This window comes from Streptomyces sp. NPDC102279 (assembly GCF_044766365.1).
In the GTDB taxonomy this organism is placed as follows: Bacteria; Actinomycetota; Actinomycetes; order Streptomycetales; family Streptomycetaceae; genus Streptomyces.
On record NZ_JBIWLU010000002.1, the window covers coordinates 510,466 to 533,824 of the forward strand.

Below are 23,359 nucleotides of genomic sequence, written 5' to 3' on the forward strand. Positions count from 1 at the left end.
GCCGTGCGCAAGGGCCCGGGCGTCCCGGGAAAGCGAGACGGGACCGGGGTGTGAGCACCACCCCCGGTCCCGCCCGTCCGCACCCTACGGCGAACGACTGTGCGGCTAACGCCTGCCTGTTCTGCGGGTGGCCCGGAGCCACTCCTTGTTCATTCCGGTGATGGAGAACAGCGGGATGCCCTTGGGGCACGCGGTCGCGCACTCACCGGCCAGGGTGCAGCCGCCGAACCCCTCCTCGTCCATCTGCGCCACCATGTCGAGCACCCGGGTCTCGCGCTCGGGAGCGCCCTGCGGCAGCACGTTGAGATGGTTGACCTTGGCGGAGGTGAACAGCATCGCGGCGCCGTTCGGGCAGGCCGCGACGCAGGCACCGCAGCCGATGCACTCGGCGTGTTCGAAGGCGAAGTCGGCGTCGGGCTTGGGCACCGCCGTGGCGTGGGCCTCCGGTGCGGCACCGGTCGGGGCGGTGACGTAGCCGCCGGCCTGGATGATGCGGTCGAAGGCGGACCGGTCGACGACGAGGTCCTTCACGACGGGGAACGCGGCGGCCCGCCAGGGTTCGATGTCGATGGTGTCGCCGTCCCGGAAGGACCGCATGTGCAGCTGGCAGGTGGTGGTGCGCTCGGGTCCGTGCGCGTCCCCGTTGATGACGAGGCTGCACGCGCCGCAGATGCCCTCGCGGCAGTCGTGGTCGAAGGCGACGGGGTCGTCGCCCGTGAGGATGAGTTCCTCGTTGAGGGTGTCGAGCATCTCCAGGAAGGACATGTCGGCCGAGATGCCGTCCACCTCGTACGTGGACATCGCTCCGTCGGCGTCGGCGTTCTTCTGCCGCCAGACGCGCAGGGTGAGCTTCATGCGTAGCTCCGCTGGGTGGGGTGGACGTACTCGAAGACGAGGTCTTCCTTGTGCAGGACGGGCGCGGTGCCGGTGCCGGTGAACTCCCAGGCGGCGGCGTAGGAGAACTCCTCGTCCCTGCGGGCCGCCTCACCGTCCGGGGTCTGGGACTCCTCGCGGAAGTGCCCGCCGCAGGACTCGGCGCGGTGCAGCGCGTCGAGGCACATCAGCTCGGCGAGTTCCAGGTAGTCGACGATCCGGTTGGCCTTCTCCAGCGACTGGTTGAACTCCTCGCCCGCACCGGGGACCTTGATGCGCCGCCAGAACTCCTCGCGGATCTGCGGGATGCGTTCCAGGGCCTTGCGCAGCCCCGTCTCGGTGCGGGCCATGCCGCAGAACTCCCACATGAGTTCGCCGAGTTCGCGGTGGAAGGAGTCGGGGGTGCGGTCGCCGTCGACCGCGAGCAGGAGCCGCAGCCGGTCCTCGGTGTCGGCCAGAACCTCCTGCACGGCGGGGTGTTCGTCGGTCACCGCGCCGCTGTGGGGGTTGCGCGCGAGGTAGTCGTTGATCGTCGAGGGCAGCACGAAGTAGCCGTCGGCGAGCCCCTGCATCAGGGCCGACGCGCCGAGGCGGTTGGCGCCGTGGTCGGAGAAGTTGGCCTCGCCGATCGCGAACAGGCCCGGGACGGTGGTCTGGAGGTCGTAGTCGACCCACAGTCCGCCCATCGTGTAGTGCACGGCGGGGTAGATCCGCATGGGCACGCTGTACGGGTCCTCGGCGGTGATCCGGGCGTACATGTCGAAGAGGTTGCCGTACTTCTCCTCGACCTGGGCCCGGCCCATCCGCCGGACGGCGTCGGCGAAGTCGAGGTAGACGCCCTGGCCTCCGGGGCCCACTCCCCTGCCCTCGTCGCAGACGTTCTTCGCGGCGCGGGAGGCGATGTCGCGGGGCACGAGGTTGCCGAAGGCGGGGTAGACGCGCTCCAGGTAGTAGTCGCGCTCGTCCTCGGGGATCTCGTTGGGCGGGCGGGTGTCGCCGTGCGCCTTCGGCACCCAGATGCGGCCGTCGTTGCGCAGCGACTCGCTCATCAGCGTCAGCTTCGACTGGTGGTCGCCGGTGCGCGGGATGCAGGTGGGGTGGATCTGGGTGAAGCAGGGGTTGGCGAAGTGGGCGCCGCGCCGGTGGGCCCGCCAGACGGCGGTGGCGTTGGAGTTCATGGCGTTCGTCGACAGGTAGAAGACGTTGCCGTAGCCGCCGCTGGCGAGGACGACGGCGTCCGCGTAGTACGTATCGATCCGGCCGGTGACCAGGTCGCGGGCGACGATGCCGCGGGCCTTCCCGTCGACCACGATCAGGTCGAGCATCTCGGTCCGCGCGTGCATCTCGATGGTGCCCGCGGCGATCTGCCGGGACAGCGCCTGGTAGGCCCCGAGCAGGAGTTGCTGGCCGGTCTGGCCGCGGGCGTAGAAGGTGCGGGAGACCTGGACGCCGCCGAAGGAGCGGGTGTCGAGCAGGCCGCCGTACTCGCGTGCGAAGGGCACGCCCTGGGCGACGCACTGGTCGATGATCTCGACCGAGATCTGTGCCAGGCGGTGGACGTTGGACTCGCGCGCCCTGAAGTCGCCGCCCTTGACGGTGTCGTAGAACAGCCGGTGGACGGAGTCGCCGTCGTTGCGGTAGTTCTTCGCCGCGTTGATGCCGCCCTGGGCGGCGATCGAGTGGGCCCGGCGCGGGGAGTCCTGGTAGCAGAACTGGACGACGTGGTACCCCTGTTCGGCGAGGGTCGCGCCGGCGGAGCCGCCCGCGAGCCCCGTCCCGACGACGATCACGGTGTGCTTGCGGCGGTTGGCCGGGTTGACCAGCTTCGCCTCGAAGCGGCGGGTGTCCCAGCGCTCGGTGACGGGTCCCCGGGGGGCCTTGGTGTCGGCGAGCGGCTCACCGGTCGGGTAGTCGGCGTATGCGGTCATGTCAGCTCACCACTCCGGTCATGACACCGACGGGTACGGAGAGGAAACCCGCCGTGAGCACCAGCGCGAGGACGTTGGCGACGGTTTTGAGGGCGCGGTCGCGACTGCGGCTGCCGGCGCCGAGGGTCTGGGCGGCGCTCCAGAAGCCGTGCCGGATGTGCAGGCCGAGCGCGAGCATGGCGACGATGTAGATGACGTCGCCGTACCAGGTGGAGAAGGTGTCCACGACGTTCTGGTAGGGGTGGCCCTCCTGGAAGCCGCCGGAGTGCACGGTGCCGGTCGTCAGGTCGAGCAGGTGCCAGACGATGAACAGGCCGAGGATGATCCCGCCCCAGCGCATGGTGCGCGTGGCATAGCTCGCCCGGGGCTTGCGGTGGACGTACTTGCCGGGGCGGGCCCTGATGTCACGGCGGCTGAGCTGGTAGGCGGAGACGGCGTGCGCGACGACGGCGACGACCAGCACCACGCGGACGAGCCAGAGCGTCCATGCGTAGTGCATGACCGGCTCGCCGACCGTGCGCAGCCAGTGGGCGTAGTGGTTGAACTCGCCCGCGCCGAAGTAGATCTTGAGGTTCCCGATCATGTGGGCGACCAGGTAGAGCAGCATGATCAGGCCGCTGACAGCCATCACGGTCTTCTTGCCGACGGAGCTGTCCCACACGGTGCGCGCCATGGACGGCCGTCGGTCCGTCCGCGTTGCCAGAGCCATGGGTCAAGACGTTAGGCCGCACGGAACCGATCAGTCCAAGACATGGACCAGCTCGTTTCCATAGGCAGGAGCTATCGTGAGGGGATGCAGTTCCAGCAGCTCCAGTACTTCGTGGCCGTCGCGGAGACCCGGCACTTCACCCGGGCCGCCGAGCTGACGCATGTCGCGCAGCCCTCCCTGTCCCAGCAGATCAAGGCGCTGGAGCGGGAGTTGGGCGCGGATCTGTTCCTACGGGCGCGCGGGAACATCACACTCACCGACGCGGGTGAGGCGCTGCTGCCGCTGGCCCGGCGGATCCTCGCCGACGCTGACACGGCACGCCACGAGGTGCAGGAGCTGGCGCAGCTGCGCGGCGGGCGGGTGCGGCTCGGCGCGACGCCGAGCCTGTGCACGGGACTCCTGCCGGACGTGCTGCGCGCCTTCCACGACCGCTATCCCGGCATCAGCCTGCTGATCGAGGAGAGCGGCTCGCACGATCTCGTACGGGAACTGGCGCGCGGCGCGCTGGATCTGGCCCTGGTCGTGCTGCCGCTCCCGACGCCTTCCCCCGCGCTGACCACGGTGGAGCTGCTGCGCGAGGACCTGGTGGTGGTGTCGTCTCCGGAGGCCCCGGCGCCGGGGCGCGGCGGCGGTCACCGGACGGTGCGCGTCGCCGATCTGGAGGGTGAGCGCCTGGTGATGTTCCGGCACGGCTACGACCTGCGCGACCTGACCGTCGCCGCCTGTCGCGCCGAGGGGTTCGAGCCGGACTTCGCGGTCGAGGGCGGCGAGATGGACGCCGTCCTCGGCTTCGTCCGGGCCGGCCTCGGCGTGGCCGTCGTGCCGCGGATGGTCGCCACCCGGTCCGGGCGGGGACTGCGGGTGACACCGCTGGCCAGGCCGGGCCTGCACCGGACGATCGCACTGGCCCACCGCAGTGACGTGGCGCCGCCCCGGGCCGCCCGGGAACTCCAGCGGATGCTGCTGGAACGCTGACCGCTCCGGGTCAGTCCGCCGACCGCGCGGGCCCGGGACCGCCGAGGAATCCGCGGACGTCCTCGACGAAGCCGGCGGTGTCCGTGAGGCCGAAGGCGGTGCGCTGGAGCACGAAGCCGTGCAGCAGGGCCATCACGACCCGGGTCCCCCGGTCCGGGTCGAGCCCGGCCGGCACGGTCCCGGCCGCCTGGCCGCCGCGCAGCGCCACGGCCATCCGGGCCCGCACCTGGTCGAACCCGTCCTGGGCGTGCTGCCGCAGCCCCTCGTTGCGCAGCAGTTCGCCCCAGGCCTGGACCCCGCAGCGGAGCAGTTCCCCGACCGGGACCTCGTGACCTGCCTCGTCCCGGACCGTCTCGCCGCCGACGGCGTCGACCGCGCTCGCGACCAGGTCGGACACGGACAGCGGACGGCCCTCGGCGAGGAGTGCCTCGACGGGCGCGAACATGGCCCGGAAGGCCTGTCCCGCGATCTCCACGACGATCTCCTCCTTCCCCGCGAAGTAGCGGTAGGAGGCGCCCGGCGAGACGCCCGCCTCGGCCGCGATGTCGGGCATGGAGGTCTGGTGGAAACCGTCGCGCGAGAAGCAGCGCCGGGCGGCGCCGACGATCTCGGCGCGCCGCGCCGCACGGCGTTCCTCGGTGATACGCGGCATCTCGGCCCCTTCCTCCGGGCGACCCGGAAACGCTTAAGTAAACGCTCATTCACCTTGACACTCGCGACAGCGAGCGCAACCATAGTAAATGACCATTCACGTAACGGGGTACGAGATGGGAGACCCGTATGAAGGACATCGAGCTGAGGATCGCCACCCTCCCGTACGAACACACCCGCGCACTGGCCGACGGCACCGTCACGGTCGACGGCGCCCGCGTGACCCACGAGAGCACCCCGCTCGTCTCGGACATCTTCGAACGCATGGTGCGCCACGAGGAGTTCGACGTCGCGGAACTGGGGCTGACGTTCTATCTGCGGACGCTGGAGCTCGACGATCCGCGGTTCGTCGCGATCCCGGTCTTCCCGAACCGGCAGTTCCGGCACTCCGCGATCTTCGTCAACACCGCGAGCGGCATCGAGAAGCCCGCCGACCTCGCGGGCAGGACCATCGGCGAGTTCGCCCTCTACGGCCACGACGCAGGGTTCTGGGCCAAGGGCATCCTGTCGGACGAGTACGGGTTCTCGCCCGAGCGGAGCCGCTGGGTCGTCGGCGGGTTCGACTGGCCGATGGACCCCTTCGACTTCGTCCCGCAGCGGCATCCGGAGGGCGTCGAGGTGACCCGGGCGCCGGCCGGCAAGGCCCTGGGACCGATGCTCGCGGCCGGTGAGATCGACGCGCTGATCTCGGCCGACGTCCCCCGGTGCGCGCTCGACGGCACGCCCCGCATCGCCCGTCTGTTCCCGGAGTACCGCAGCGTCGAGACCGCGTACTACCGGCGGACCGGCATCTTCCCGATGATGCACACCGTCGTCGTCCGCCGGGAACTCTTGGACCGGCATCCCGGTCTGGCGCGGGCGCTCTACCGGGCCTTCGACGAGGCCAAGAAGGTCACGACGGAGCGCTACCGGCAGGCTCGCGCCTTCAACCACATGACGGTCATGGCGCCGTGGTTCGGCGATCTGTACGAGGAGAACCGGAGCCTGTTCGGCGACGACGCGTGGCCCTACGGCGTCACGGCCAACCGGACCGCCATCGACACCTTCCTGCGCTACCACCACGAACAGGGCCTCACCCGGCGGTTGTTGACGTGTGAGGAGGTCTTCGCACCCGATCTCCTCACGACCTGAGGGCACTGCCCGCCCGGCGTCACCTGGCCGGACGGGGTGGCGTCACCAGGTGGGGATGAATCCGCCGTCGATCAGGAAGTCACTGCCGGTGATGTTGCCCGCGCGGTCACCGGCGAGGAAGAGCACCAGATCCGCGACCTCGGACGGCTTGGAGAAGCGGCCGGTCACGGTGGCGCCGGACGCCTGGGCGACCACCTCCTCGGGAGTGAGCCCCGCGGCGGCCGACACCGTCGCCGCCACCCCGCCGCCACCCAGCCACAGCTCGGTCTCCACCGGACCCGGGCTGACCGTGTTGACCCGGATGCCCTGGGGGCCGACCTCCTTCGACAGCGCCTTGGAGAACGCGACCAGGGCGGCCTTGCCCGCGCTGTAGTCGATCACCAGTGGGTCGGGCAGGGTCGCGTTGACCGAGCCGACCGTCACGATGGAGCCCCGGCCCGCGGCGAGCATCACCGGCAGGGCGGCACGGGTGACCCGTACGGCGGTCAGCAGGTTGAGGTCGACCGTACGGCGCCACTCCTCGTCGGTGACCGACAGGAAGCCGCCGGTCCGCGCCGGGGCCGTGCCCACGTTGTTGACCAGGACGTCGATCCGTCCGCCCGCCGCGTCGACGAGCCGCGCGGCCGCGTCGGGCTCGGCGAGGTCGACACCCACCCAGGTGACGTCGCCCTCCTTGGCCAGCGCGTCCAGGCCGGGAGATCTGCCGCGCGACCCCGCGACCACCTTCGCGCCCGCGCCGGCCAGCGCCTCGGCGACGGCGAGCCCGATGCCTTTGCTGGCGCCCGTGACGACGGCCGTCCTGCCCTGGAGTTCCGTGCTCATGGCTCTCAGCTCCATCTCTTGGGACGCGCGTCCTGTCGACGCCCGACACGGCGACGCGGCGTGATCTCCGTTCCAGGAGACCACGCCGCGCCCCGGCCTTCAGCCGGTCGCGTCGACCAGCGCCAGTTCGTGCAGCCGGTCCGGCGGGCCCGGCCGGGCGTAGTACCAGCCCTGCGCCGTGTCACAGCCCAGTATCCGCAGCTGTTCGGCCTGGGCGCCGGTCTCCACGCCCTCGACCGTGACGGCGAGATCCAGACTGTGGGCCAGCGAGACGATGCCCTCGACGATCTTCAGGTCGACCGGATCGGCCGGGAACTGCTGCATGCCCTGGGTGAAGGACCGGTCCAGCTTCAGGATGCTGACCGGCAGACGCCGCAGGTTGGCGAGGTTCGAGTAGCCCGTACCGAAGTCGTCCAGCGCGATGTCGACGCCCATCTCGGCGAGCCGGCGCAGCGGTTTCAGCAGGTCGTCGTCGGCACCGATCAGGGCGGACTCGGTGACCTCCAGGCAGAGCGCCTGTGCGTCGAGGCCCTCGCGCTCCAGGATGTCGACCGTGTCCTGGACCAGACCGGGATGGGTCAACTGGCAGGGCGAGAGGTTGACGTTGACCCGCAGCGGGCTGTCGCCGGGGTACCGCTGCTGCCAGGTGCGGGCCTGGCGGACCGACTGCTCCAGGACCCAGCGGCCGAGCGGCACGATCAGTCCGGTGTGCTCGGCCAGCGGGATGAAACGGTCGGGGCTCAGCACACCGTGCTGCGGATGCAGCCAGCGCACCAGCGCCTCGGCACCGCGCACGCTGCCGTCACCGAGGTGCACCAGCGGCTGGTACTCGATGAAGAACTCGCCCCGGTCCAGGGCCGCGGGCAGGGCCGTGGTGAGCCCGTGCCGGGTGATCGCGCGGGCGTCCGCCTCCGGATCGGCCAGCTCGAAACGGTTGCCGCCCGCGGACTTGGCCCGGTACATCGTGATGTCGGCGCTGCGCAGCACGTCGGCGGCGCCGCGCACCCCGGACGGGCCCTCCACGACGCCGATGCTGCCGCGCACGGTCAGATCACGGCCGTCGATGCTGATCGGCGTGACGAGCGCGTTCATGATGCGCCCGGCCAGTTCCTCGACCTCGCGCTCGGTGTCGGGCCCCGTCGTCAGGGCCACGAACTCGTCGCCGCCGAGCCGGGCGACCATCTCGCCGGAGGCGGTCGCGCAGGACTGGAGGCGGTCGGCGACCTCGACGAGCAGCCGGTCGCCGGCCGCGTGCCCGAGGCTGTCGTTGATGGTCTTGAAGCCGTCGAGGTCGAGGTAGCAGAGCCCGAAGCGCTGCCCCTCCCCCGCGGCCAGTGCCTTCTCCAGACGCTCGAAGAACAGCGTGCGGTTGGGGAGTCCGGTGAGCGCGTCGTGCGTCGCCTCGTAACGCAGCCGCAGATTGAGCAGCCGCCGCTCGGTGGTGTCCTCCATCAGCGCGAGCTGGTACTGGGGCTCGCCGTCGGCGTCCCGCAGCAGCGAGACCGTCAGGTTGGTCCACAGGGCGGTGCCGTCGGGGCGGTAGAAGGCCTTCTCGACGTGGTAGTGGTCACGCTCGCCGCGCACCAACTCCTCGTACAGACGCCAGACTTGGGGGGCGTCCTCGGCATGGGTCCACTCGGTGACCCGGCGGCCGCGCATGGTCTGCTCGGAGCCGCCGAACATGCGCAGCAGCGCGCCGTTGGCCTGCAGCATGTTGCCGTCGAGGTCGGCGATGCCGATCCCTATCGCCGCGCCCTCGAAGACGGCCCGGAAGCGGGCCTCGCTGTCGTGCAGCGCCTCGGCGACGGCACTGCGGGCGGTCAGCGCCGCCTGGGAGATGGCCTGCTGCTCGGTGAGCGTCCGCTCGCGCAGCGCTCGCGCGTAGCCGGCGGCCATCGCGTGCTGGAGCCGCGCGGACCGGTTACGCAACGTCTCCTGATGGCCGCCCTCACCGCAGTAGAGCACCAGGTAGGCGTCGACACAGTCGAGGGCCCTGCTGAGCGCCTCGGGGTCGGTGCAGTGCGCGGCGACGAGCGCGGAGCCGACCGTGTGCCCCGCCTCCGCCTCGAAGGTCCTGGCCCGCAGTGCCTCACTCAACCGTCGGGCGAGGGGCAGGAGTTGTACCTCGAACTCGGGGCGGGTCAGCGACGTGGAGGTGACCGGGAAGACCGCGCGGCTCCAGATCGTCGCGAACCGGCGCAGTCTGTCCTCCGGTCCGTCCGGCTCGGCGGTCACGCCGTGCGTCCCACGCCGCCGAACCCGGAGAAGGAATAAGGATCCTCGTCCTCGGGTGCCGTGTCCGGCCGCCAGTCCGGCATCGGCACCAGGCCGGGTTCCACCATGTCGTACCCCTCGAAGAACCGCGCGATCTCCTCGCGCGTGCGCATGATCAGCGGGTTGCGGATGTTCTTGTAGACGCCGACCGCGCCCTCGGCCTGCTCCTGCGGGAGCGGAATCCCCTCGAACGCGGCGTGGGTGACGACCAGCATGCTCCCCGGCGCCAGGGCGTCACGCAGTTCGGCCACCGCACTGTACGGGTCGTCCGCGTTCTCCACGAAGTGAAGTATGGCAACGAGGAGGAGCGCGACCGGCCGCTTCAGGTCGATCAGCTGCTGGACGGGCGCACTGGCCAGGATCTCCTGCGGCTTGAGAAGGTCGGCGGCGACGACGTCCGCGTTCTCGATGTCCTTCAGAACGGCCTGGCTGTGTGCGACGGCAACGGGATCGTGGTCGACGTAGACGACGTGCGCGCCGGGCCGGGCGGCCTGCGCGACCTCGTGGACGTTGCCGAACGTCGGGATGCCCGAGCCGATGTCGAGGAACTGGTCGATGCCCTCCCCGGCGGCGAATCGGACGGCACGGCGCATGAACGCGCGGTTGGCCTGCATGACCTTGGGGAGCCCCGGCATGAACTCCATCGCCTTGCGGGCCGCTTCCCTGTCGACCTCGAAGTTGTGCGAACCGCCCAGGTAGTAGTCATACATTCGGGACACGCTCGGCACCGAGATGTCAATGCTGCGGGGGGCCCAGGCGGGACGCTCCATCTATCTCTCCAAGGGCGTAGTCGACGGCGTAGGCGATCCGGTGTTCGAGCAGAGGCTACTGATCGCCCGCCAAAGGGGCGAGCCAAAACGGAAATTGACCGTCCGTTCCCGGTCACTGCCTCGGGCAAGTGCCGAATTGCCGTCCGCGAACGTCACTCGAACACGCCACGCACCGCCGTTGCGATATCCCTCCGAAGCGTTCCAAATGGCTCCGGGGGATCACGAAGCGTGGCCACGCCGCCGAAGGAGCCGCCGCACTCTTTCACATCCGGGCCGCCGGCCGGACCTTTCACGTTGGGCGGCGGCGCGCCGACTCGCCCTCGCCGGCGGCCAGTTCACCACTCCACCGTCCATCGACGCGCGGTCACGCGGTCACCCGGTCACCCGGTCACGCCAAGAGTCCGCCCCCTCCGTGCGGTGCGGAGGGGGCGGACCCGGGGTCGCGCGCGTCATGTCGTCGTCCGGCACACTGCCTGTCCGTGTCCACTCCCTTCCGCGTCGCTCGGTGTTCGGGCGGGTCGATCAACTCCGCCAGCTGACGCTTTACTTCGACACGCCGACCGGCTTCCCGTCGGGTGCGACGGCGTACCACGTGCCGCCCACGCCCTGGCCGTTGGTGTCCCCGGGTGCGGTGTCACCGGAGAAGGTGTAGATCGGCCAGCAGTTCACCGTCATCTGCTTCACTCCGTCAGGGCGCGTGAAGCCCATCAGGCCCTTCTTCTGGACGCCCTTGGTGTCGTTCGAGGCGACCGGCGCGACGGCCGGCCACTTCTCCAGGCAGGCGCCCGTGCAGGCGGACTTCGAGACGGGCCAGGCCTGGTCCTTCATGAAGCGGTAGACGGTCATCCCGTTCTTGTCGACCACGACCTCGCCGAGCTTCGCGTCCTTGCGGACCGACAGGCCGGGCAGGTCGGCAAGCGTCGCCTTCTTGCCGTTGGGAGCGGAGGCGTACCAAGTGCCGCCCACGCCTTGGCCGTTGGCGTCGCCGGCCTTGGTGTCCTTGGCGAAGCGGTACATCGGCCAGCCGGCGACCGTCAGCTGCTTCGTGCCGTCGGCGCGCGTCACCTCGCCGAGCAGCGACTTGTCGACGCCCGCGGCGGCCTCGGCACCGTCGGCCGGCACCGGCGGCCAGGCAGTCGCGCACGTGCCGTCACAGCTGGACTTCGGGGGCTCCGCGGTGTCCTTGTCGAAGCGGTAGAGCGTGAGTCCGGCGCCGTCGGTCAGCACCTTGCCCAGCTTCGCGCTCTCCGTGACGGCGAGCTGACCTGCGGGCTCCGCCTTGGCGGCGGCCTGGTCCTTGGAGTCGGCGCCGTAGCCGTTGCCCGCCGTGGTGCTCGTCCCGTAGCCACCCGCGGCGGCGGTCGCCCCGACGTTCTGACTGCCCGTCGTAGGGGTGCCCTGTTCCTGACCGCACGCCGTCGTGAGCGCCAGCACGGCCGCAGCTGCCGCTACGAGTGAGGCGCTCCGCCAGGAGGTCTTCATGGGTAACTCCCGCTGTTCGCATAAGTGGTGCAGCGCCCTGCTGCGCCGCGCATGGCCCTAGGTACGGGCGGAAGGGGCGGGAGTGTTCAAGTGGGCCGCAACTTTCTTTCGGAAGCCTGTGACAGGGGTGACGAGTTCTTCGCGCGTGCGTGCGAACACGGGCCGCGCTTCCCGTACGGAGCGTCAAACCACCGCATGCCGGACGTCCTTCCTTCGGGGGCATTCATCCGTACTCCGGCGTGGCTCCGTCGCGCGCACCCCATGATCTTCGTCGTGCAAGGACCCCAACGAACCCGATCCGCCCTCGTCATACGCGTATTGGCGGTGGCGGCGCTCAGCTGGCTGCTCGTCGGCGCGCCGAGCGGAACGGCCGCGGCAGACGCCTGCGCGTACGCCTCCACCGGCCCGGGCGGAGACGGCGTGAGCGCGGTGGCCGTGGCGGGCGACGGAGCAGTGGCCGTGGCGGGTGACGGAGCGGTCGCCGTCGCCGGAAACACGCCATGGTGCCCGCCCCCGACCCCACCACCGCCGTGCCCCCCGACACCCACGCCCACACCGCCCCCGCCGCCGAAGCCGCCACCCCCGCCCAAACCGAAACCCACGCCCAAACCGACACCCCCGCCGCCCACCCACGCGCCGGCGCCCAAGCCGCCGCCGCCACCGCCACCGCCACCGCCGCCTCCCGCGCCGAAACCGAAGCCCATGCCGCCCCGGCCGGCACCGGTGCCGCCTCCGAGACCCACGCCGAAACCCGAGCCGACGCCGAGCGCGCGCCCCAGGCCCGCGCCCGAACCGGTCAGCTATCCGGCGTACCGCCCCACGCCGCACAAGCACCAGCCCCGCAGCGGCCCGTCGTTGGTCTCGTTCACCCTGCTCATCACCGCGCCCGCGGTGCTCGCCGTCGCGGCGCTGCGCCCGCGCTGACCCTGGAGGCAAACCTTGTCGGATTGGCTTGTTCTCGCCCTCGCGATGGCGGCCGCGTGCATCGTGGTCCTCATCGTGACGCTCGTCCGGCATCGCCGGGCGCGCGAGGACGAGGACCCCAGCGAGACCCCGGACGTCATCGAGTACATGACGATGATGATCGGCGTGGTGTACGCCATCGTCCTGGGTCTGGCGATCGCCGGCGTGTGGGAGGCCCGCGGGGCCGCCCAGGACCACGTGCAGGCGGAGGCCCAGGCGCTGCACGAGATCTCCGAGCGGGTCCGGGTCTACCCGCCCGATGTCCGCGACCGCATCCGCGGTGACGTCGACGCCTACGTCGACTACGTGGTCACCAAGGAGTGGAAGTCCATGACGGAGCACGGCCGGGTGACCGCCCAGGGCGGCCGCCTGCTCGAACAGATCCGGCACGACGTCACCGACTACGAGCCGAAGTCGGACTTCGAGGCCCAGGCGTACCAGCCGCTCCTGGACCAGGTGACGGCGGCCGACGCCGCGCGCAGCGCCCGGGCCGACTCCACCGGGGCGACCATGCCCGGGGTGGTGTGGTTCGGGCTGATCATCGGTGCCGTGGTCACCGTCGGGATGATCTTCGCGCTGCAGATCAGGCGTACCCCCCGCGAGCTGATCCTCGCCGGGCTGTTCTCCGCGCTGATCGCGTTCCTGCTGTTCCTCATCTGGGACTTCGACGCGCCCTACAGCAGGGGGATCGCGGCGTCCGTGGAGCCCTTCACGGCGCTGTTCCCGCACCTTCCCGGCTGACGACGCAGCCGGTCGGAACCAGCCGCCGGGGGACGGACGCCACGCCGTGTCCGTCCCCCGGCCGGACGCACCGCGTCCCCCGTGCGGCCCACAGACGTGACCCGTTCGCACTACAGGGATCGCGGACGGACGCACCCTTTCCTACCGTTCCGATCATCGAGGTGCATTTCTGGCGCAATGCGGAAATGGTCCGCAGCAAGGCTCCTCGGGGACCTGGAGGCTCACCATGCGCGCGATACGCGTCGCTTCGGCCGCACTGCTGGGCGTGACCGCCCTGACCTTCGCCGCACCCGCCGCCGTCGCCGGTGACCGGGACGACCACGACATCACCCCGTTCGGCTTCAGCGTGCAGCCGTCCACCATCGCCGCGGGCGGCCAGGTGTCGCTGCTGCTGAAGCGGGACGGCGGGTGCCGCGGGAACGCGACGGTCACCTCCGGCGTCTTCGACACCGTCACGATCCCGCCGGGCCAGTCCTCGGCCACCGCCATGGTCGACTGGGACGCCAGGCCCGGTGCCGTGTACGACGTGACGTTCTCGTGCGGCGGGGCGAGCGGCAGCACCGGTCTCACCATCGCGAGCGGCCGGACCACCAGTCCGACCCCGGTCCCTCTGGAGCGGGGTGTGCGCGCGGGAGCCGGCGGCAGCGTCGGCGGCTTCGACCTCAAGGAGATCGGCATGGGGGCGGCGCTGATCGCCGGTTCCGTGGGCGCGGCCTGGTACATGACGCGGCGCCGCGCGGCGTCCGACGACTCCTGACAGCACGGCACAGCGCTTCCCCCCGGACCCGTCGGGAGGGTCCGGCGCGAAGCGCTGTGCCGTGCACGCTGTCTCCGGGGCGGACCGCCGGCCCCCGAGGGGCTGGGGCCGGCCCGTCCCTGTGGTGGAACGCCGCGAACGGTCAGATGTGCTTCTCGGACCGGCGGCGCATCCAGAACACCCCGCCACCGACGACCGCCGCGGCCACCAGGCCACCGCCGATCGCCATGTCGGTGGGAGTGGCACCGATGGAGCTGCTGCCACCGAGACCACCGCGGGTGCCGCCGATGACGGTGAACGCCGCAGGGCGGGTGAGCGGTCCCGTCCCCTCGCAGTTGACGGTGATGTCGTACGAGCCGGGGCGGGCGTCCTGGTTGATGGTGGCCGTTCCGCTCGACGTCTCGTTGCGGCCGCCGACGAGCGGCCTGAGCCGCGCTTCACGGAAGGCCGGCGAGGTCATGGTGCCCCCTCGCGAGCACCCGTCGACCGTCACCGTCAGCTGACCGCCGCGGGCGATGACGCTGGGCATGGCGACGATGTTGCTCGGACTGTTCCACGCCGCGGCCGTCGGGGCGGCGAGCCCCACGGCGGCGACCGCGGCGGCAGACACCGCCAGGGCACGAGTAGTACGCATGTGATCCTCCGCGGAGACGCCCCCGGGAACCGTCCCCGGTGGATCGGCGAGAAAGCGCCTCCCAGACAGACCCTCAGATGCCGTGCACACGCCCGCATTTCGAGAATGGTCCGTCCTGGTGAGAGGACACGCCGAGAGAATTCCGCACAATCGGATATTGCCGCAGGTCACGGACCGTCAGAAAATTCCTGGTCATGGCAACTCGGATGGCGCAGAAGACGTCCGTGCCGCCACCCGTTCGCCCGCGCCCCGTCGCCCGGCGGCTCCGCTGCGATTAGCGTGCTCATATGCGCGACTGACGCGGCGACGGCCACGTCGAGAGGGGATGGCGAATGTCTGCGTCCGAGCTGGCCGAAGAGGAGGAACGGCAGAGGAAGCGCGCTCCTTGGGGCGTGATAGCGCTTGTTCTGCTGACCGGTCTCGCGCTCATTCGGAACGGGTCCGGTGAGTTCGACGTGGGTCCCCCGCAGCCCGCCTCGGCGGCCGCCGCGGACAGCCGCACCTCCAGTGGCACCTTCGCCAAGACCCCGGACCCGTTGCCTTACTCCGTCGTCGACCGGGTGCGGATCCCGGCCATCCGGGTCGACACCCCGGTGATGCCGGTGGGGCTGGACGCCGACGGCTGGGTAGCGGCGCCGCCGCCCGACGACCCCAATCTCGCCGGCTGGTTCACCGGCGCGGTCTCGCCCGGCGAGAAGGGCACCTCCGTGATCGTCGGCCATGTCGACAACATGCGCGGTCCCGCGGTCTTCTACGGGCTCGGTGCGCTCAAGAAGGGGAACCGGGTCGAGGTTCAGCGCAAGGACGGAAAGACGGCGGTGTTCGAGATCTACGGCATCGAGGTCTTCTCCAAGGAGAATTTCCCCGGCGACCGTGTGTACAACAGCAAGGGAACGCCCGAACTGCGCGTCATCACGTGCGGCGGCGGTTTCTCCAAGCAGCACGGATACGACGGGAACGTGGTCGTGTTCGCGAAAATGGTCGAAACGCGCTGAGCGTTCCACGAACCCGGTGAGCAGAAGCCGGCCGGCGGGAGTTCTCTTTCTCTCCCGCCGGCCGGCTTCTCTTTCCGCCTATACGCCGTTCCTGCGCGGCACGGTGAGGTGGTAGCCGGAGTCCAGCAGATGCGGCAGGTACTCGCGCAGCGCCTGCACGCTCTGCGAGCGGTTGCCGCCCGCGTCGTGCGAGAGGACGACGACGCCGGGGGCGGCCTCCTTCTCCACCGTGCCGACGATCGAGCGGACGCCCGGGGTGGCCCAGTCGTTCGTGTCGATCGTCCACGCCAGCGGTTCCATGCCGAGGTCGGCCTGGATCTGGAAGGTGGCCCTGTTCCACGCCCCGTAGGGCGCGCGGAACCAGGCCGGGGACTCGCCGTAGGCGTTCTTGATGACCTTGCTCGTGCGCTCGATCTCCGAGCGGATCCTGGAACGGGAGAGCGAGGTCAGCAGCGGATGCGTCCAGGTGTGGTTGCCGACGATGTGACCGTCGTCAGCCATCCGACCGAGCAGGTCCTTGTTGTCGTCGGCCATCTCCCCGCACACGAAGAACGTCGCGCGCACGTCGTACTCGCGCAGGATGCGCAGGACGTCGGGGGTGTAGAGCGGGTCGGGGCCGTCGTCGAAGGTCAGCACCATGGTGCGGCCCCGCCCGGACATGCGCAGGAACGGCTCGTGGCGGACGACCGTCTTGCCGGGAGCGCTCTGCGGCGGCCCGTAGCCGGTGATCGGCTGGAGGCGGTACGCGGACGGTGTGACGGCGCGGGCGGCCTGCGGGCCGGAGCGGGGCGGGACCCGCACCGGTTGTGCGGCCGGGTCGGAGGTCAGGATGTGGGCTGTGCCCGCGACCCCCGCCGCCCCCAGCACCGCGGCGCCGGCGACCAACGCCTTACGTCGGGTGATCAGCTGATCCTTTTTCATGACCAATCAGTCACCCGGCGGAGGGCCCGCCGAGTTGAGCAACACCGGGGGAGGCTTCCGAAAGCACCCGCCTGGACCATTTCAGCGGCGGCGCACCAGCGGGAACGGCAGGGTCTCGCGGATCGTCAGCCCGGTCAGGAACATGACGAGCCGGTCGACGCCGATCCCGAGTCCGCCGGTGGGCGGCATGGCGTACTCGAGCGCGTCGAGGAAGTCCTCGTCGAGCTCCATCGCCTCGGGGTCTCCCCCGGCCGCCAGCAGCGACTGCGCGGTGAGCCGGCGGCGCTGCTCGACCGGGTCCGTCAACTCGGAGTAGGCGGTGCCCAGTTCCGTGCCGAAGGCGACGAGGTCCCAGCGTTCCGCGAGACGCGGGTCCGTGCGGTGCTGCCGGGTGAGCGGGGAGACGTCGGTCGGGAAGTCCTTGTAGAAGGTGGGCAGCTGCGTCTTCTCCTCGACCAGACGTTCGTACATCTCCAGGACGATGTCGCCGCGCCCGTCGTCGTCCACGTACGGCACGCCCGCCCGGTCGCAGAGCCGCTGGAGGGCCTCGACGGAGGTGTCGGCGTCGATCTCGTCCCCGAGCGCCTCGGAGATCGCGCCGTAGACCGTCTTGACGGGCCACTCCCCGGAGATGTCGTACTCCGTGCCGCCCTTGCGGGCGATCGGTGAGCCGAAGGCGGCGGTCGCGGCGCCCTGGATCAGCTCGCGGGCGAGGTCGAGCATCACGTCGTAGTCGGCGAAGGCCTGGTAGGCCTCCAGCATCGTGAATTCGGGGTTGTGCTTGTAGGAGACGCCCTCGTTGCGGAAGGTGCGGCCCATCTCGAAGACCTTCTCCAGTCCGCCGACGCAGAGCCGTTTGAGGTACAGCTCGGGTGCGATGCGCAGATAGAGGTTCAGGTCGTAGGCGTTGATGTGGGTGGTGAACGGCCGGGCGTTGGCGCCTCCGTGGATCTGCTGGAGCATCGGGGTCTCGACCTCCAGGTAGCCGCGTTCCAGGAGGCCCTGGCGCAGCGCCTGGACGGCCGTGGAGCGGGACCGTACGACATCGCGGGCGCCGGGGCTGGACACCAGGTCGAGATAGCGGCGGCGCACCTTGGCCTCGGGGTCGGCGAGACCCTTGCGCTTGTCGGGCAGCGGGCGCAGGCACTTGGCGGTGAGCTGCCAGGAGCTGACGAAGACCGTGGGTTCGCCCCGGTCGCTCGCGCCCGCGAGACCGTCGGCGGTGATGTGGTCGCCGATGTCGACGACCTGGCGGAAGCGGTCGAGGGCCGCTCCGGACTCCTGGCGGGTGAGGGCGAGCTGGAGGTCGCCGGACCAGTCCCGCAGCACGGCGAAGAGGATGCCGCCGAAGTCGCGTACGAGCATCACGCGCCCGGCGACGGTGACGTCCTCGCCGCCGCGGACCTCGGACAGCAGATGGGTGCGCGGCGGGATGCCGACCGGGTAGGGGTCGGTGCCGTCGGCGCGCAGCCGTTCGAGCTTGCGGTGCCGCACCCGGACCTGGTCGGGCAGGGCCGCGGTGGGGTCCTCCGCGACGCTCCCGTCGCCGGTGTCGAGGCCGAGAGCGGCCAGGGAGGGCAGTCCCGCCGTGGTGGCCGGCTCGGGTCCCCCTCTGGAGTGCCCCTTGCCCCACAGGGAGCGCAGGGAGGGGACGGAGACGAAGCCCTCGGCGATGGCGGACGCCGTGCCGATGCGGGCGAGGGAGCCGGTCTCTCCGTAGCAGATGAAGCGCGGGTACCACTCGGGGTGGTACTTGGCGTTGGAGCGGTACAGCGCCTCCAGCTGCCACCACCGGGAGAAGAACAGCAGCAGCCGGCGCCAGAGCCGCAGCACGGGCCCCGCGCCGATGCGGGCGCCCTCCTCGAAGACGGACCGGAACACCGCGAAGTTGAGGGAGATGCGCCGTACGCCGAACTTCCCGGCCGCGGCGCACACCTCCGCGACCATGAACTCCGTGACGCCGTTGGGTGCGCTGCGGTCGCGGCGCATCAGGTCGAGCGAGACGCCGTCGCGGCCCCAGGGCACGAAGGAGAGCAGGGCGAGGAGCCTGCCGTCGGAGTCCATCGCCTCGGCGAGCAGACAGTCGCCGTCCTCGGGGTCGCCGAGCCGGTCGAGGGCCATGGAGAAGCCGCGCTCGGTCTCGGTGTCGCGCCAGGCGTCGGCCCGGCGGACGATCTCCTCCATCTCGGCCTCGGTGAGGGTGGAGTGGCGGCGCACCCGGCAGGTGGCGCCGGAGCGCTTGACGCGGTTGACGGCCTGTCGGGTGACGCGCATGTCGCGGCCACCGAGGTCGAAGCCGGCGACGTGCAGGATGGCCTCGTCGCCGAGCTGGAGGGCGCCGAGCCCGGCCCGCGCGTACGCCTTGGCCCCGTCCTCGGAGGCGCCCATCGCGGCGGGCGCCCAGGCGTAGCGGCGGGCCACGTCGAGCCAGGCGTCGATCGCGTGCGGCCAGGCCTCCCGGTCACCGACGGGGTCGCCGCTGGCGAGGCAGACTCCGGCCTCGACGCGGTAGGTGACGGCCGCCTTGCCACTGGGCGAGAAGACGACGGCCTTGTCGCGGCGGGTGGCGAAGTAGCCGAGGGAGTCGTCGGCTCCGTAGGCCGTGAGGAGGGCGCGGATGCGGGCTTCCTCGTCGCCGTGCAGGGCCGCCACCATGCGCTGGGAACGGAAGAGCGTGGCGGCGGCGTTGAGCAGGGCGAGGGCGCCGAACAGGCCGAGTACGAAGTACAGCCAGTGCGGGGGCCGGCCGTCGAACGATCCGCCGGACACCAGTCCGCCGCACACCCGGTTGGCGGCCCACAGGAGTCGCTGGCTGTGCGGCAGGGTGCCCGGGAACAGTTCCACCAGGCCCCAGCCGACCAGGATCGCGACGACGAGTCCGGCGATCAGGACGAGCAGGGCCAGCCGCACGGCCCCGCGCCGGGAGTCGGCGTAGAACTCGCGGCGGGCCACGATCAGCAGGGCCAGCAGGAGCCCGCAGACGACCAGGGAGGGGACGGACTGCGCGTACAGGCCGACGGCGACGCCGAGGATGTCCGTGAGGACCAGCAGACCGAGGTAGACGACCACCAGCCACCAGGCGATCTTCTTGCGGGCGGCCGTGGCGGCGGCGAGCAGGAAGAGGAAGACGGCGTAGGCGAGGTTCGCGCTGACCGGGATGATCAGCAGGTCGAGGAAGCGCGTGACCGGGCGCAGCACCCGGCGCAGCGGGGCGATGAAGGCCAGTACGGCGCAGAGCAGTCCGATGATGCCGAAGAAGGTCGCGAAACCCTCGGGCACTTTGCTGAGGAATCCGTGCGGGGACGGTCGCGCCGGAGCTGCTCTGTCCTTGGACGGGCGGGCCTCCACGGTGGAACTCATGCTTCCGACTGTAGGAAGGGGTGCGCCGCCCCGCCCGTCGAGCGAAGTTTCCGGGCTCCCCCGCGGCCGTGGGACCTGCGGGTTCCGCTAACCTCGCAGCCGTGACGGATGAGCAGCACGCACAGGGGTTCGAGCGCGGGACGGACGGTCCCAAGGTCATCGTCGTCGGGGTGGACGGCTCCGACTCCTCGCTGCGCGCCGCGGCGTACGCGGCGGGTCTGGCACGGCGGCAGCGGGCCCTGCTCACCGTCGTCTACGTCCAGCCGGTGATGGCGGCGGGGGCGGCGCTCGGGGTGCCGGTGGCGGAGACGACGGACGAGATCGCCGAGGATCTGATCCAGTACATCCGCGACGCGGCCGAGCGGGTGAAGGACATATTCGATGTGCGCTGGGAGTTCCACACCTTCCGCGGCGATCCGTACAACGGCCTGGTCACCGCGGCCGACGAGCTGAAGGCCGACGCGGTGGTGGTGGGCGCCTCCGAGCAGGCCGGTCACCGGATCGTGGGGTCGGTGGCGATCCGGCTGGTGAAGGCGGGCCGCTGGCCCGTCACCGTCGTGCCGTAGCCCGCCGCCCCCACACCGCGCACGGACGCTCCCTACTTCCCCATCACGAGGCCGTCCTTGGCCGCGCCCCGGCTCAGGACGACGTCGCGGATACGGTCGCGGACGGCACCGACCGCGGCCCCCTGGTCCAGCGCGGCGTTGAGGTCGAGGACCCGGCCGGCGTCGAGGTCGAAGCCCTGCGGGACGAACTCGGCCTTCGTGACGTTCCAGCGCTCGCCCGCCCGTGCGGGGGGCGCGAAGGTGAACCGTCCGATGGTGCTCTCGTTGCCGCGCGGGTCCTGGACGCCGTCGCCGTTGTACATCTCGCCCGCGATCTGGTCGCCCATGCCGTAGACGACCCAGGTGCCGTTGACCTTCTCGTAGGCCTGCGGGACGTGCGCGTGGGTGCCGAGGATCAGGTCGATGTCGGGCCGCCCGGCGGTGGCGGACGCGGTCAGCCGGCGGCTCAGGTCCAGTTGCCGCTCATCGGGCTCGTCCTGCCATTCGGTGCCCCAGTGCAGCGACACGACGACCACGTCCGCGCCCGCCTTCCGGGCGGCGCGGGCGTCCGCCACGATCCGGTCCGGGTCGATCGTCCGGACGGCCCAGGGCTGTCCCTGCGGGAGCGGGATCCCGTTCGTGTCGTACGTGTAGGCGAGGTGGGCGACCCGGGCGCCGCCCGCCCGCAGCACGGTGGCCGCGCTCGCCTCCCGCGCGGTGCGCGCGGAACCGTCGTGCCGCACGCCCGCGCGGTCGAGCGCGTCCAGGGTGCGGCGGATGCCCGCGGCGCCGTCGTCGAGACTGTGGTTCGAGGCGGTGGAGCAGGCGTCGTAGCCCGTCGCGGCGAGCCCTTCGGCCACCTGGGGCGGGGACTTGAAGACGGGGTATCCCGCGTAGTCGCCGTCCGCGCCGTACACGGTCTCCATGTGACAGATCGCCAGGTCGGCACCGGAGACGATCGGCCGGACCCCCGCGAGCATCGGCCGGAAGTCGTATCCGTCGCCTCCGGCGTCGGAGGCCGCGCGGTCGATGATCGAGCTGTGCGGCAGCACGTCCCCCGAGGCGACCAGGGTGAAGGGGCGGGTGGCACCGGGAGCGGCCTGTCCGTCCCGGCGGTCGCCGGCCGAGTCCTGGGCCTGGCAGGCCGCCGCCGTGGCGATGAGGACGGCCGCGACGGCCAGATTGATCTGTCGCGCACGTGTGATCATGTCCGGCCCCATCTGGTCGTATTTGATTACTAATTGAGGCGATTCCAGGTACACGGGCGGCCGGCGGTCAAGGAGGCACCACCACGGCTCGCCCGTTCGGCGCCCGCGAGCCCGCCCGTTGGGGTAACCGGCGTCGAACGGGCGTGCGGGGCCGCCGGAATCCCGGGCTCCACCTCGCCGGACCGTTCGGCGCACCGTTCACCGACGGCTTCGACCGCCCACCGCACGGGCGTGTCAGCGGCCTGTCCGCGCGGAGCGCATCGCGCTGCCATACACGCCATGACGGCCGGAACCATCACCATCCCGAGCGGGACGACCGCCGAGCACGAGCTGGCCGCGCTGCAGCGCGAGCACGGCCGCCCCCTCTTCGCCCTGCTGCTCCGCCTGTCGGACGGCGACCGGCAGCGGGCCGAGGACCTGCTGCAGGAGACCCTCGTACGCGCCTGGCAGCACCCCGAGGCGCTACGGGCCGACGCCTTCGAGTCCGTCCGCCCCTGGCTGCTCACCGTGGGACGGCGGCTCGCCATCGACGCGCGGCGGGCCCGGCAGGCACGGCCGCCCGAGGTCGGGGACGCCGTCCTCGACCATGCGCGCATCTGTGCGGATCACGCCGAACGGTCGGCGGCGACCCTCGATGTGCGGGAGGCTGTGAAGACACTCACTCCCGAGCACCGTGAAGTCCTGGTGCTCGTGTACTTCCAGGGGGCGAGTGTGGCGGAGGCCGCGGCGGCCCTGGGCATTCCGCCCGGTACCGTGAAGTCCCGCGCGTATTACGCGCTGCGCGCCCTGCGCCGGGTACTTCCGGGATATGCGGCCGACCTGCGGTGAAACCGAAGGCTTAGTCAAACCTCCGTAAAGCGCCTTGCTGACGACCATGGTTGAGCACTCAGCTTGCCTCATCCGTGTTCCGGACCGGGGCCCGGGGTCGGGCGACGCGCACGCACCGGAGGAGGGCAGGAAGGGATGCTGCACAGAGGGCAAGAGAGCACGGACGGCACCGGGGGTGGCGAACTCACCGTCCCCATGGCCTGGTTGTACGCCGAGTACATCGCCGACGAACTGCTGCGGACCGGCGATCTGATGCCGCCGACGTCCTTCGAGTTCCGCGCCGGGCGTGACGCCCTCGCGCTGACCATCTTCCTGTCCGACAGCAGCGGCGAACTCTCCGGGATCCGGGTCATCACGCAGTTGGAGACCTGGCTCTCCCTGACCGCCTACGACCAGCCCTGGCAGGAGTGGGTGCGCGAGCACATGGCCCTGCGCGCGGCCGAGGCCGCCGGATCGGCCGCGCCCGATCCCGACCTGGAGCTGGCGTCGACGGCCTGGCGCTGGCTGGAGGAGACCGAACTGCTCGCTCCCGACCTGGACGCGGTGCCCGGCGGCGGCCCCGGTCCGGGCGAGGACGACGGTCCGAAGGTGTGGACGCCCGCCTGGCGGCTGGGACTTCCGCTCGGGCATCTCGCCATCCACCTCTTCTGAGAGCGTCCCCCCGCCACCGCCTCCTCCACCGCGCCGCGATATTTCTTCGGGCCCGCACCAATCCGCGGGCACCGGCGCTCCGAATGTCTGAACCGCGATTCCGGACGGGTCTTGAGTGATTCGGCGGTCTGGTGCGTACCC

At 71.1% G+C, this 23,359-nt stretch carries 21 protein-coding genes; 9 read left to right on the plus strand and 12 right to left on the minus strand.

Annotated elements, in window-relative coordinates; genetic code table 11:
- Window positions 1-105 precede the first annotated feature (105 nt).
- From ACIRQH_RS05815 to ACIRQH_RS05825, 3 genes are read right to left on the minus strand one after another with little or no spacing between them, the layout of a single operon-like run.
- A complete protein-coding gene (locus ACIRQH_RS05815; protein WP_164371265.1) occupies window positions 106-855 on the minus strand; it encodes a succinate dehydrogenase/fumarate reductase iron-sulfur subunit in 750 nt (249 codons plus the stop codon).
- Window positions 852-2,801: a fumarate reductase/succinate dehydrogenase flavoprotein subunit gene (locus ACIRQH_RS05820; RefSeq protein WP_358819777.1), complete on the minus strand. Its 1,950-nt coding sequence runs from the start codon at window positions 2,799-2,801 to the stop codon at window positions 852-854. Before ACIRQH_RS05820 ends, ACIRQH_RS05815 begins: the two co-directional genes overlap by 4 nt.
- A gap of 1 nt (window position 2,802) precedes the next feature.
- On the minus strand, window positions 2,803-3,474 hold the full coding sequence (locus ACIRQH_RS05825; protein WP_358819822.1) for a succinate dehydrogenase: 672 nt from the start codon (window positions 3,472-3,474) through the stop codon (window positions 2,803-2,805).
- Between the two features lie 120 nt (window positions 3,475-3,594).
- Here ACIRQH_RS05825 and ACIRQH_RS05830 point away from each other — a divergent pair, with 120 nt between their 5' ends.
- Complete coding sequence (locus ACIRQH_RS05830; protein WP_388931730.1) at window positions 3,595-4,485, plus strand: LysR family transcriptional regulator; 891 nt, start codon at window positions 3,595-3,597, stop codon at window positions 4,483-4,485.
- A gap of 10 nt (window positions 4,486-4,495) precedes the next feature.
- Here ACIRQH_RS05830 and ACIRQH_RS05835 read toward each other — a convergent pair whose 3' ends face one another.
- Window positions 4,496-5,137: a TetR/AcrR family transcriptional regulator gene (locus ACIRQH_RS05835; RefSeq protein ID WP_388870937.1), complete on the minus strand. Its 642-nt coding sequence runs from the start codon at window positions 5,135-5,137 to the stop codon at window positions 4,496-4,498.
- 128 nt (window positions 5,138-5,265) lie between these two features.
- Here ACIRQH_RS05835 and ACIRQH_RS05840 point away from each other — a divergent pair, with 128 nt between their 5' ends.
- Complete coding sequence (locus ACIRQH_RS05840) at window positions 5,266-6,267, plus strand: 4,5-dihydroxyphthalate decarboxylase (protein ID WP_404224386.1); 1,002 nt, start codon at window positions 5,266-5,268, stop codon at window positions 6,265-6,267.
- 42 nt (window positions 6,268-6,309) lie between these two features.
- Here the strand turns inward: ACIRQH_RS05840 and ACIRQH_RS05845 are convergent, their stop codons facing one another.
- The 4 genes from ACIRQH_RS05845 to ACIRQH_RS05860 all read right to left on the minus strand — a co-directional run bounded on the left by ACIRQH_RS05845 (window position 6,310) and on the right by ACIRQH_RS05860 (window position 11,615).
- Entirely contained in the window at window positions 6,310-7,089 is a 780-nt protein-coding gene (locus tag ACIRQH_RS05845; protein WP_388931735.1) for an SDR family NAD(P)-dependent oxidoreductase, read from the minus strand.
- A gap of 99 nt (window positions 7,090-7,188) precedes the next feature.
- On the minus strand, window positions 7,189-9,324 hold the full coding sequence (locus ACIRQH_RS05850) for an EAL domain-containing protein (RefSeq protein ID WP_358819780.1): 2,136 nt from the start codon (window positions 9,322-9,324) through the stop codon (window positions 7,189-7,191).
- Window positions 9,321-10,133: an SAM-dependent methyltransferase gene (locus ACIRQH_RS05855; RefSeq protein WP_388870946.1), complete on the minus strand. Its 813-nt coding sequence runs from the start codon at window positions 10,131-10,133 to the stop codon at window positions 9,321-9,323. Before ACIRQH_RS05855 ends, ACIRQH_RS05850 begins: the two co-directional genes overlap by 4 nt.
- 543 nt (window positions 10,134-10,676) lie before the next feature.
- Window positions 10,677-11,615 (minus strand): SCO0930 family lipoprotein, encoded by a 939-nt coding sequence (locus ACIRQH_RS05860; protein WP_358819782.1) that lies wholly within the window; start codon window positions 11,613-11,615, stop codon window positions 10,677-10,679.
- Between the two features lie 723 nt (window positions 11,616-12,338).
- Between ACIRQH_RS05860 and ACIRQH_RS05865 the strand changes: the two genes are divergently transcribed.
- From ACIRQH_RS05865 to ACIRQH_RS05875, 3 genes are all read left to right on the plus strand, one after another.
- Window positions 12,339-12,539, plus strand: a complete 201-nt coding sequence (locus ACIRQH_RS05865) for a hypothetical protein (protein WP_404224389.1) — start codon at window positions 12,339-12,341, stop codon at window positions 12,537-12,539.
- A 15-nt stretch (window positions 12,540-12,554) separates the two neighbouring features.
- Complete coding sequence (locus ACIRQH_RS05870) at window positions 12,555-13,319, plus strand: hypothetical protein (RefSeq protein WP_388870949.1); 765 nt, start codon at window positions 12,555-12,557, stop codon at window positions 13,317-13,319.
- A gap of 226 nt (window positions 13,320-13,545) precedes the next feature.
- On the plus strand, window positions 13,546-14,076 hold the full coding sequence (locus tag ACIRQH_RS05875) for a hypothetical protein (RefSeq protein ID WP_358819785.1): 531 nt from the start codon (window positions 13,546-13,548) through the stop codon (window positions 14,074-14,076).
- Between the two features lie 142 nt (window positions 14,077-14,218).
- Here the strand turns inward: ACIRQH_RS05875 and ACIRQH_RS05880 are convergent, their stop codons facing one another.
- The gene (locus tag ACIRQH_RS05880; RefSeq protein WP_358819786.1) at window positions 14,219-14,710 is read right to left on the minus strand and encodes a hypothetical protein; all 492 of its coding nucleotides are present in this window, start codon (window positions 14,708-14,710) and stop codon (window positions 14,219-14,221) included.
- A 332-nt stretch (window positions 14,711-15,042) separates the two neighbouring features.
- On the opposite strand from ACIRQH_RS05880, the gene ACIRQH_RS05885 reads away from it, so the two are divergent.
- Window positions 15,043-15,705 (plus strand): class F sortase, encoded by a 663-nt coding sequence (locus ACIRQH_RS05885; RefSeq protein ID WP_358819787.1) that lies wholly within the window; start codon window positions 15,043-15,045, stop codon window positions 15,703-15,705.
- A 78-nt stretch (window positions 15,706-15,783) separates the two neighbouring features.
- Here the strand turns inward: ACIRQH_RS05885 and ACIRQH_RS05890 are convergent, their stop codons facing one another.
- Entirely contained in the window at window positions 15,784-16,626 is an 843-nt protein-coding gene (locus ACIRQH_RS05890) for a polysaccharide deacetylase family protein (protein WP_388870954.1), read from the minus strand.
- A gap of 81 nt (window positions 16,627-16,707) precedes the next feature.
- Window positions 16,708-19,986, minus strand: a complete 3,279-nt coding sequence (gene lysX / locus ACIRQH_RS05895; protein WP_404224392.1) for a bifunctional lysylphosphatidylglycerol synthetase/lysine--tRNA ligase LysX — start codon at window positions 19,984-19,986, stop codon at window positions 16,708-16,710.
- Between the two features lie 101 nt (window positions 19,987-20,087).
- Here lysX and ACIRQH_RS05900 point away from each other — a divergent pair, with 101 nt between their 5' ends.
- On the plus strand, window positions 20,088-20,552 hold the full coding sequence (locus ACIRQH_RS05900) for a universal stress protein (RefSeq protein WP_358819790.1): 465 nt from the start codon (window positions 20,088-20,090) through the stop codon (window positions 20,550-20,552).
- Window positions 20,553-20,584: 32 nt separating this feature from the next.
- Here ACIRQH_RS05900 and ACIRQH_RS05905 read toward each other — a convergent pair whose 3' ends face one another.
- A complete protein-coding gene (locus tag ACIRQH_RS05905) occupies window positions 20,585-21,739 on the minus strand; it encodes a CapA family protein (RefSeq protein ID WP_358819791.1) in 1,155 nt (384 codons plus the stop codon).
- Window positions 21,740-22,018: 279 nt separating this feature from the next.
- On the opposite strand from ACIRQH_RS05905, the gene ACIRQH_RS05910 reads away from it, so the two are divergent.
- The gene (locus tag ACIRQH_RS05910; RefSeq protein ID WP_358819792.1) at window positions 22,019-22,567 is read left to right on the plus strand and encodes a sigma-70 family RNA polymerase sigma factor; all 549 of its coding nucleotides are present in this window, start codon (window positions 22,019-22,021) and stop codon (window positions 22,565-22,567) included.
- 135 nt (window positions 22,568-22,702) lie between these two features.
- Window positions 22,703-23,218 carry a hypothetical protein gene (locus tag ACIRQH_RS05915; protein ID WP_358819793.1) on the plus strand — a complete coding sequence of 172 codons (516 nt, stop codon included), beginning with the start codon at window positions 22,703-22,705 and terminating at the stop codon, window positions 23,216-23,218.
- Window positions 23,219-23,359 lie beyond the last annotated feature (141 nt).

Bases quoted from the DNA above. Each gene is read 5' to 3' on its own strand.
- ACIRQH_RS05880 (WP_358819786.1), bottom strand. From the start codon at position 14,710: ATGCGTACTACTCGTGCCCTGGCGGTGTCTGCCGCCGCGGTCGCCGCC.
- ACIRQH_RS05855 (WP_388870946.1), bottom strand. From the start codon at position 10,133: ATGGAGCGTCCCGCCTGGGCCCCCCGCAGCATTGACATCTCGGTGCCG.
- ACIRQH_RS05860 (WP_358819782.1), bottom strand. From the start codon at position 11,615: ATGAAGACCTCCTGGCGGAGCGCCTCACTCGTAGCGGCAGCTGCGGCC.
- ACIRQH_RS05845 (WP_388931735.1), bottom strand. From the start codon at position 7,089: ATGAGCACGGAACTCCAGGGCAGGACGGCCGTCGTCACGGGCGCCAGC.
- ACIRQH_RS05915 (WP_358819793.1), top strand. From the start codon at position 22,703: ATGCTGCACAGAGGGCAAGAGAGCACGGACGGCACCGGGGGTGGCGAA.
- ACIRQH_RS05820 (WP_358819777.1), bottom strand. From the start codon at position 2,801: ATGACCGCATACGCCGACTACCCGACCGGTGAGCCGCTCGCCGACACC.
- ACIRQH_RS05840 (WP_404224386.1), top strand. From the start codon at position 5,266: ATGAAGGACATCGAGCTGAGGATCGCCACCCTCCCGTACGAACACACC.
- ACIRQH_RS05910 (WP_358819792.1), top strand. From the start codon at position 22,019: ATGACGGCCGGAACCATCACCATCCCGAGCGGGACGACCGCCGAGCAC.
- ACIRQH_RS05905 (WP_358819791.1), bottom strand. From the start codon at position 21,739: ATGATCACACGTGCGCGACAGATCAATCTGGCCGTCGCGGCCGTCCTC.
- ACIRQH_RS05885 (WP_358819787.1), top strand. From the start codon at position 15,043: ATGTCTGCGTCCGAGCTGGCCGAAGAGGAGGAACGGCAGAGGAAGCGC.
- lysX (WP_404224392.1), bottom strand. From the start codon at position 19,986: ATGAGTTCCACCGTGGAGGCCCGCCCGTCCAAGGACAGAGCAGCTCCG.
- ACIRQH_RS05830 (WP_388931730.1), top strand. From the start codon at position 3,595: ATGCAGTTCCAGCAGCTCCAGTACTTCGTGGCCGTCGCGGAGACCCGG.
- ACIRQH_RS05815 (WP_164371265.1), bottom strand. From the start codon at position 855: ATGAAGCTCACCCTGCGCGTCTGGCGGCAGAAGAACGCCGACGCCGAC.
- ACIRQH_RS05890 (WP_388870954.1), bottom strand. From the start codon at position 16,626: ATGAAAAAGGATCAGCTGATCACCCGACGTAAGGCGTTGGTCGCCGGC.
- ACIRQH_RS05835 (WP_388870937.1), bottom strand. From the start codon at position 5,137: ATGCCGCGTATCACCGAGGAACGCCGTGCGGCGCGGCGCGCCGAGATC.
- ACIRQH_RS05875 (WP_358819785.1), top strand. From the start codon at position 13,546: ATGCGCGCGATACGCGTCGCTTCGGCCGCACTGCTGGGCGTGACCGCC.
- ACIRQH_RS05825 (WP_358819822.1), bottom strand. From the start codon at position 3,474: ATGGCGCGCACCGTGTGGGACAGCTCCGTCGGCAAGAAGACCGTGATG.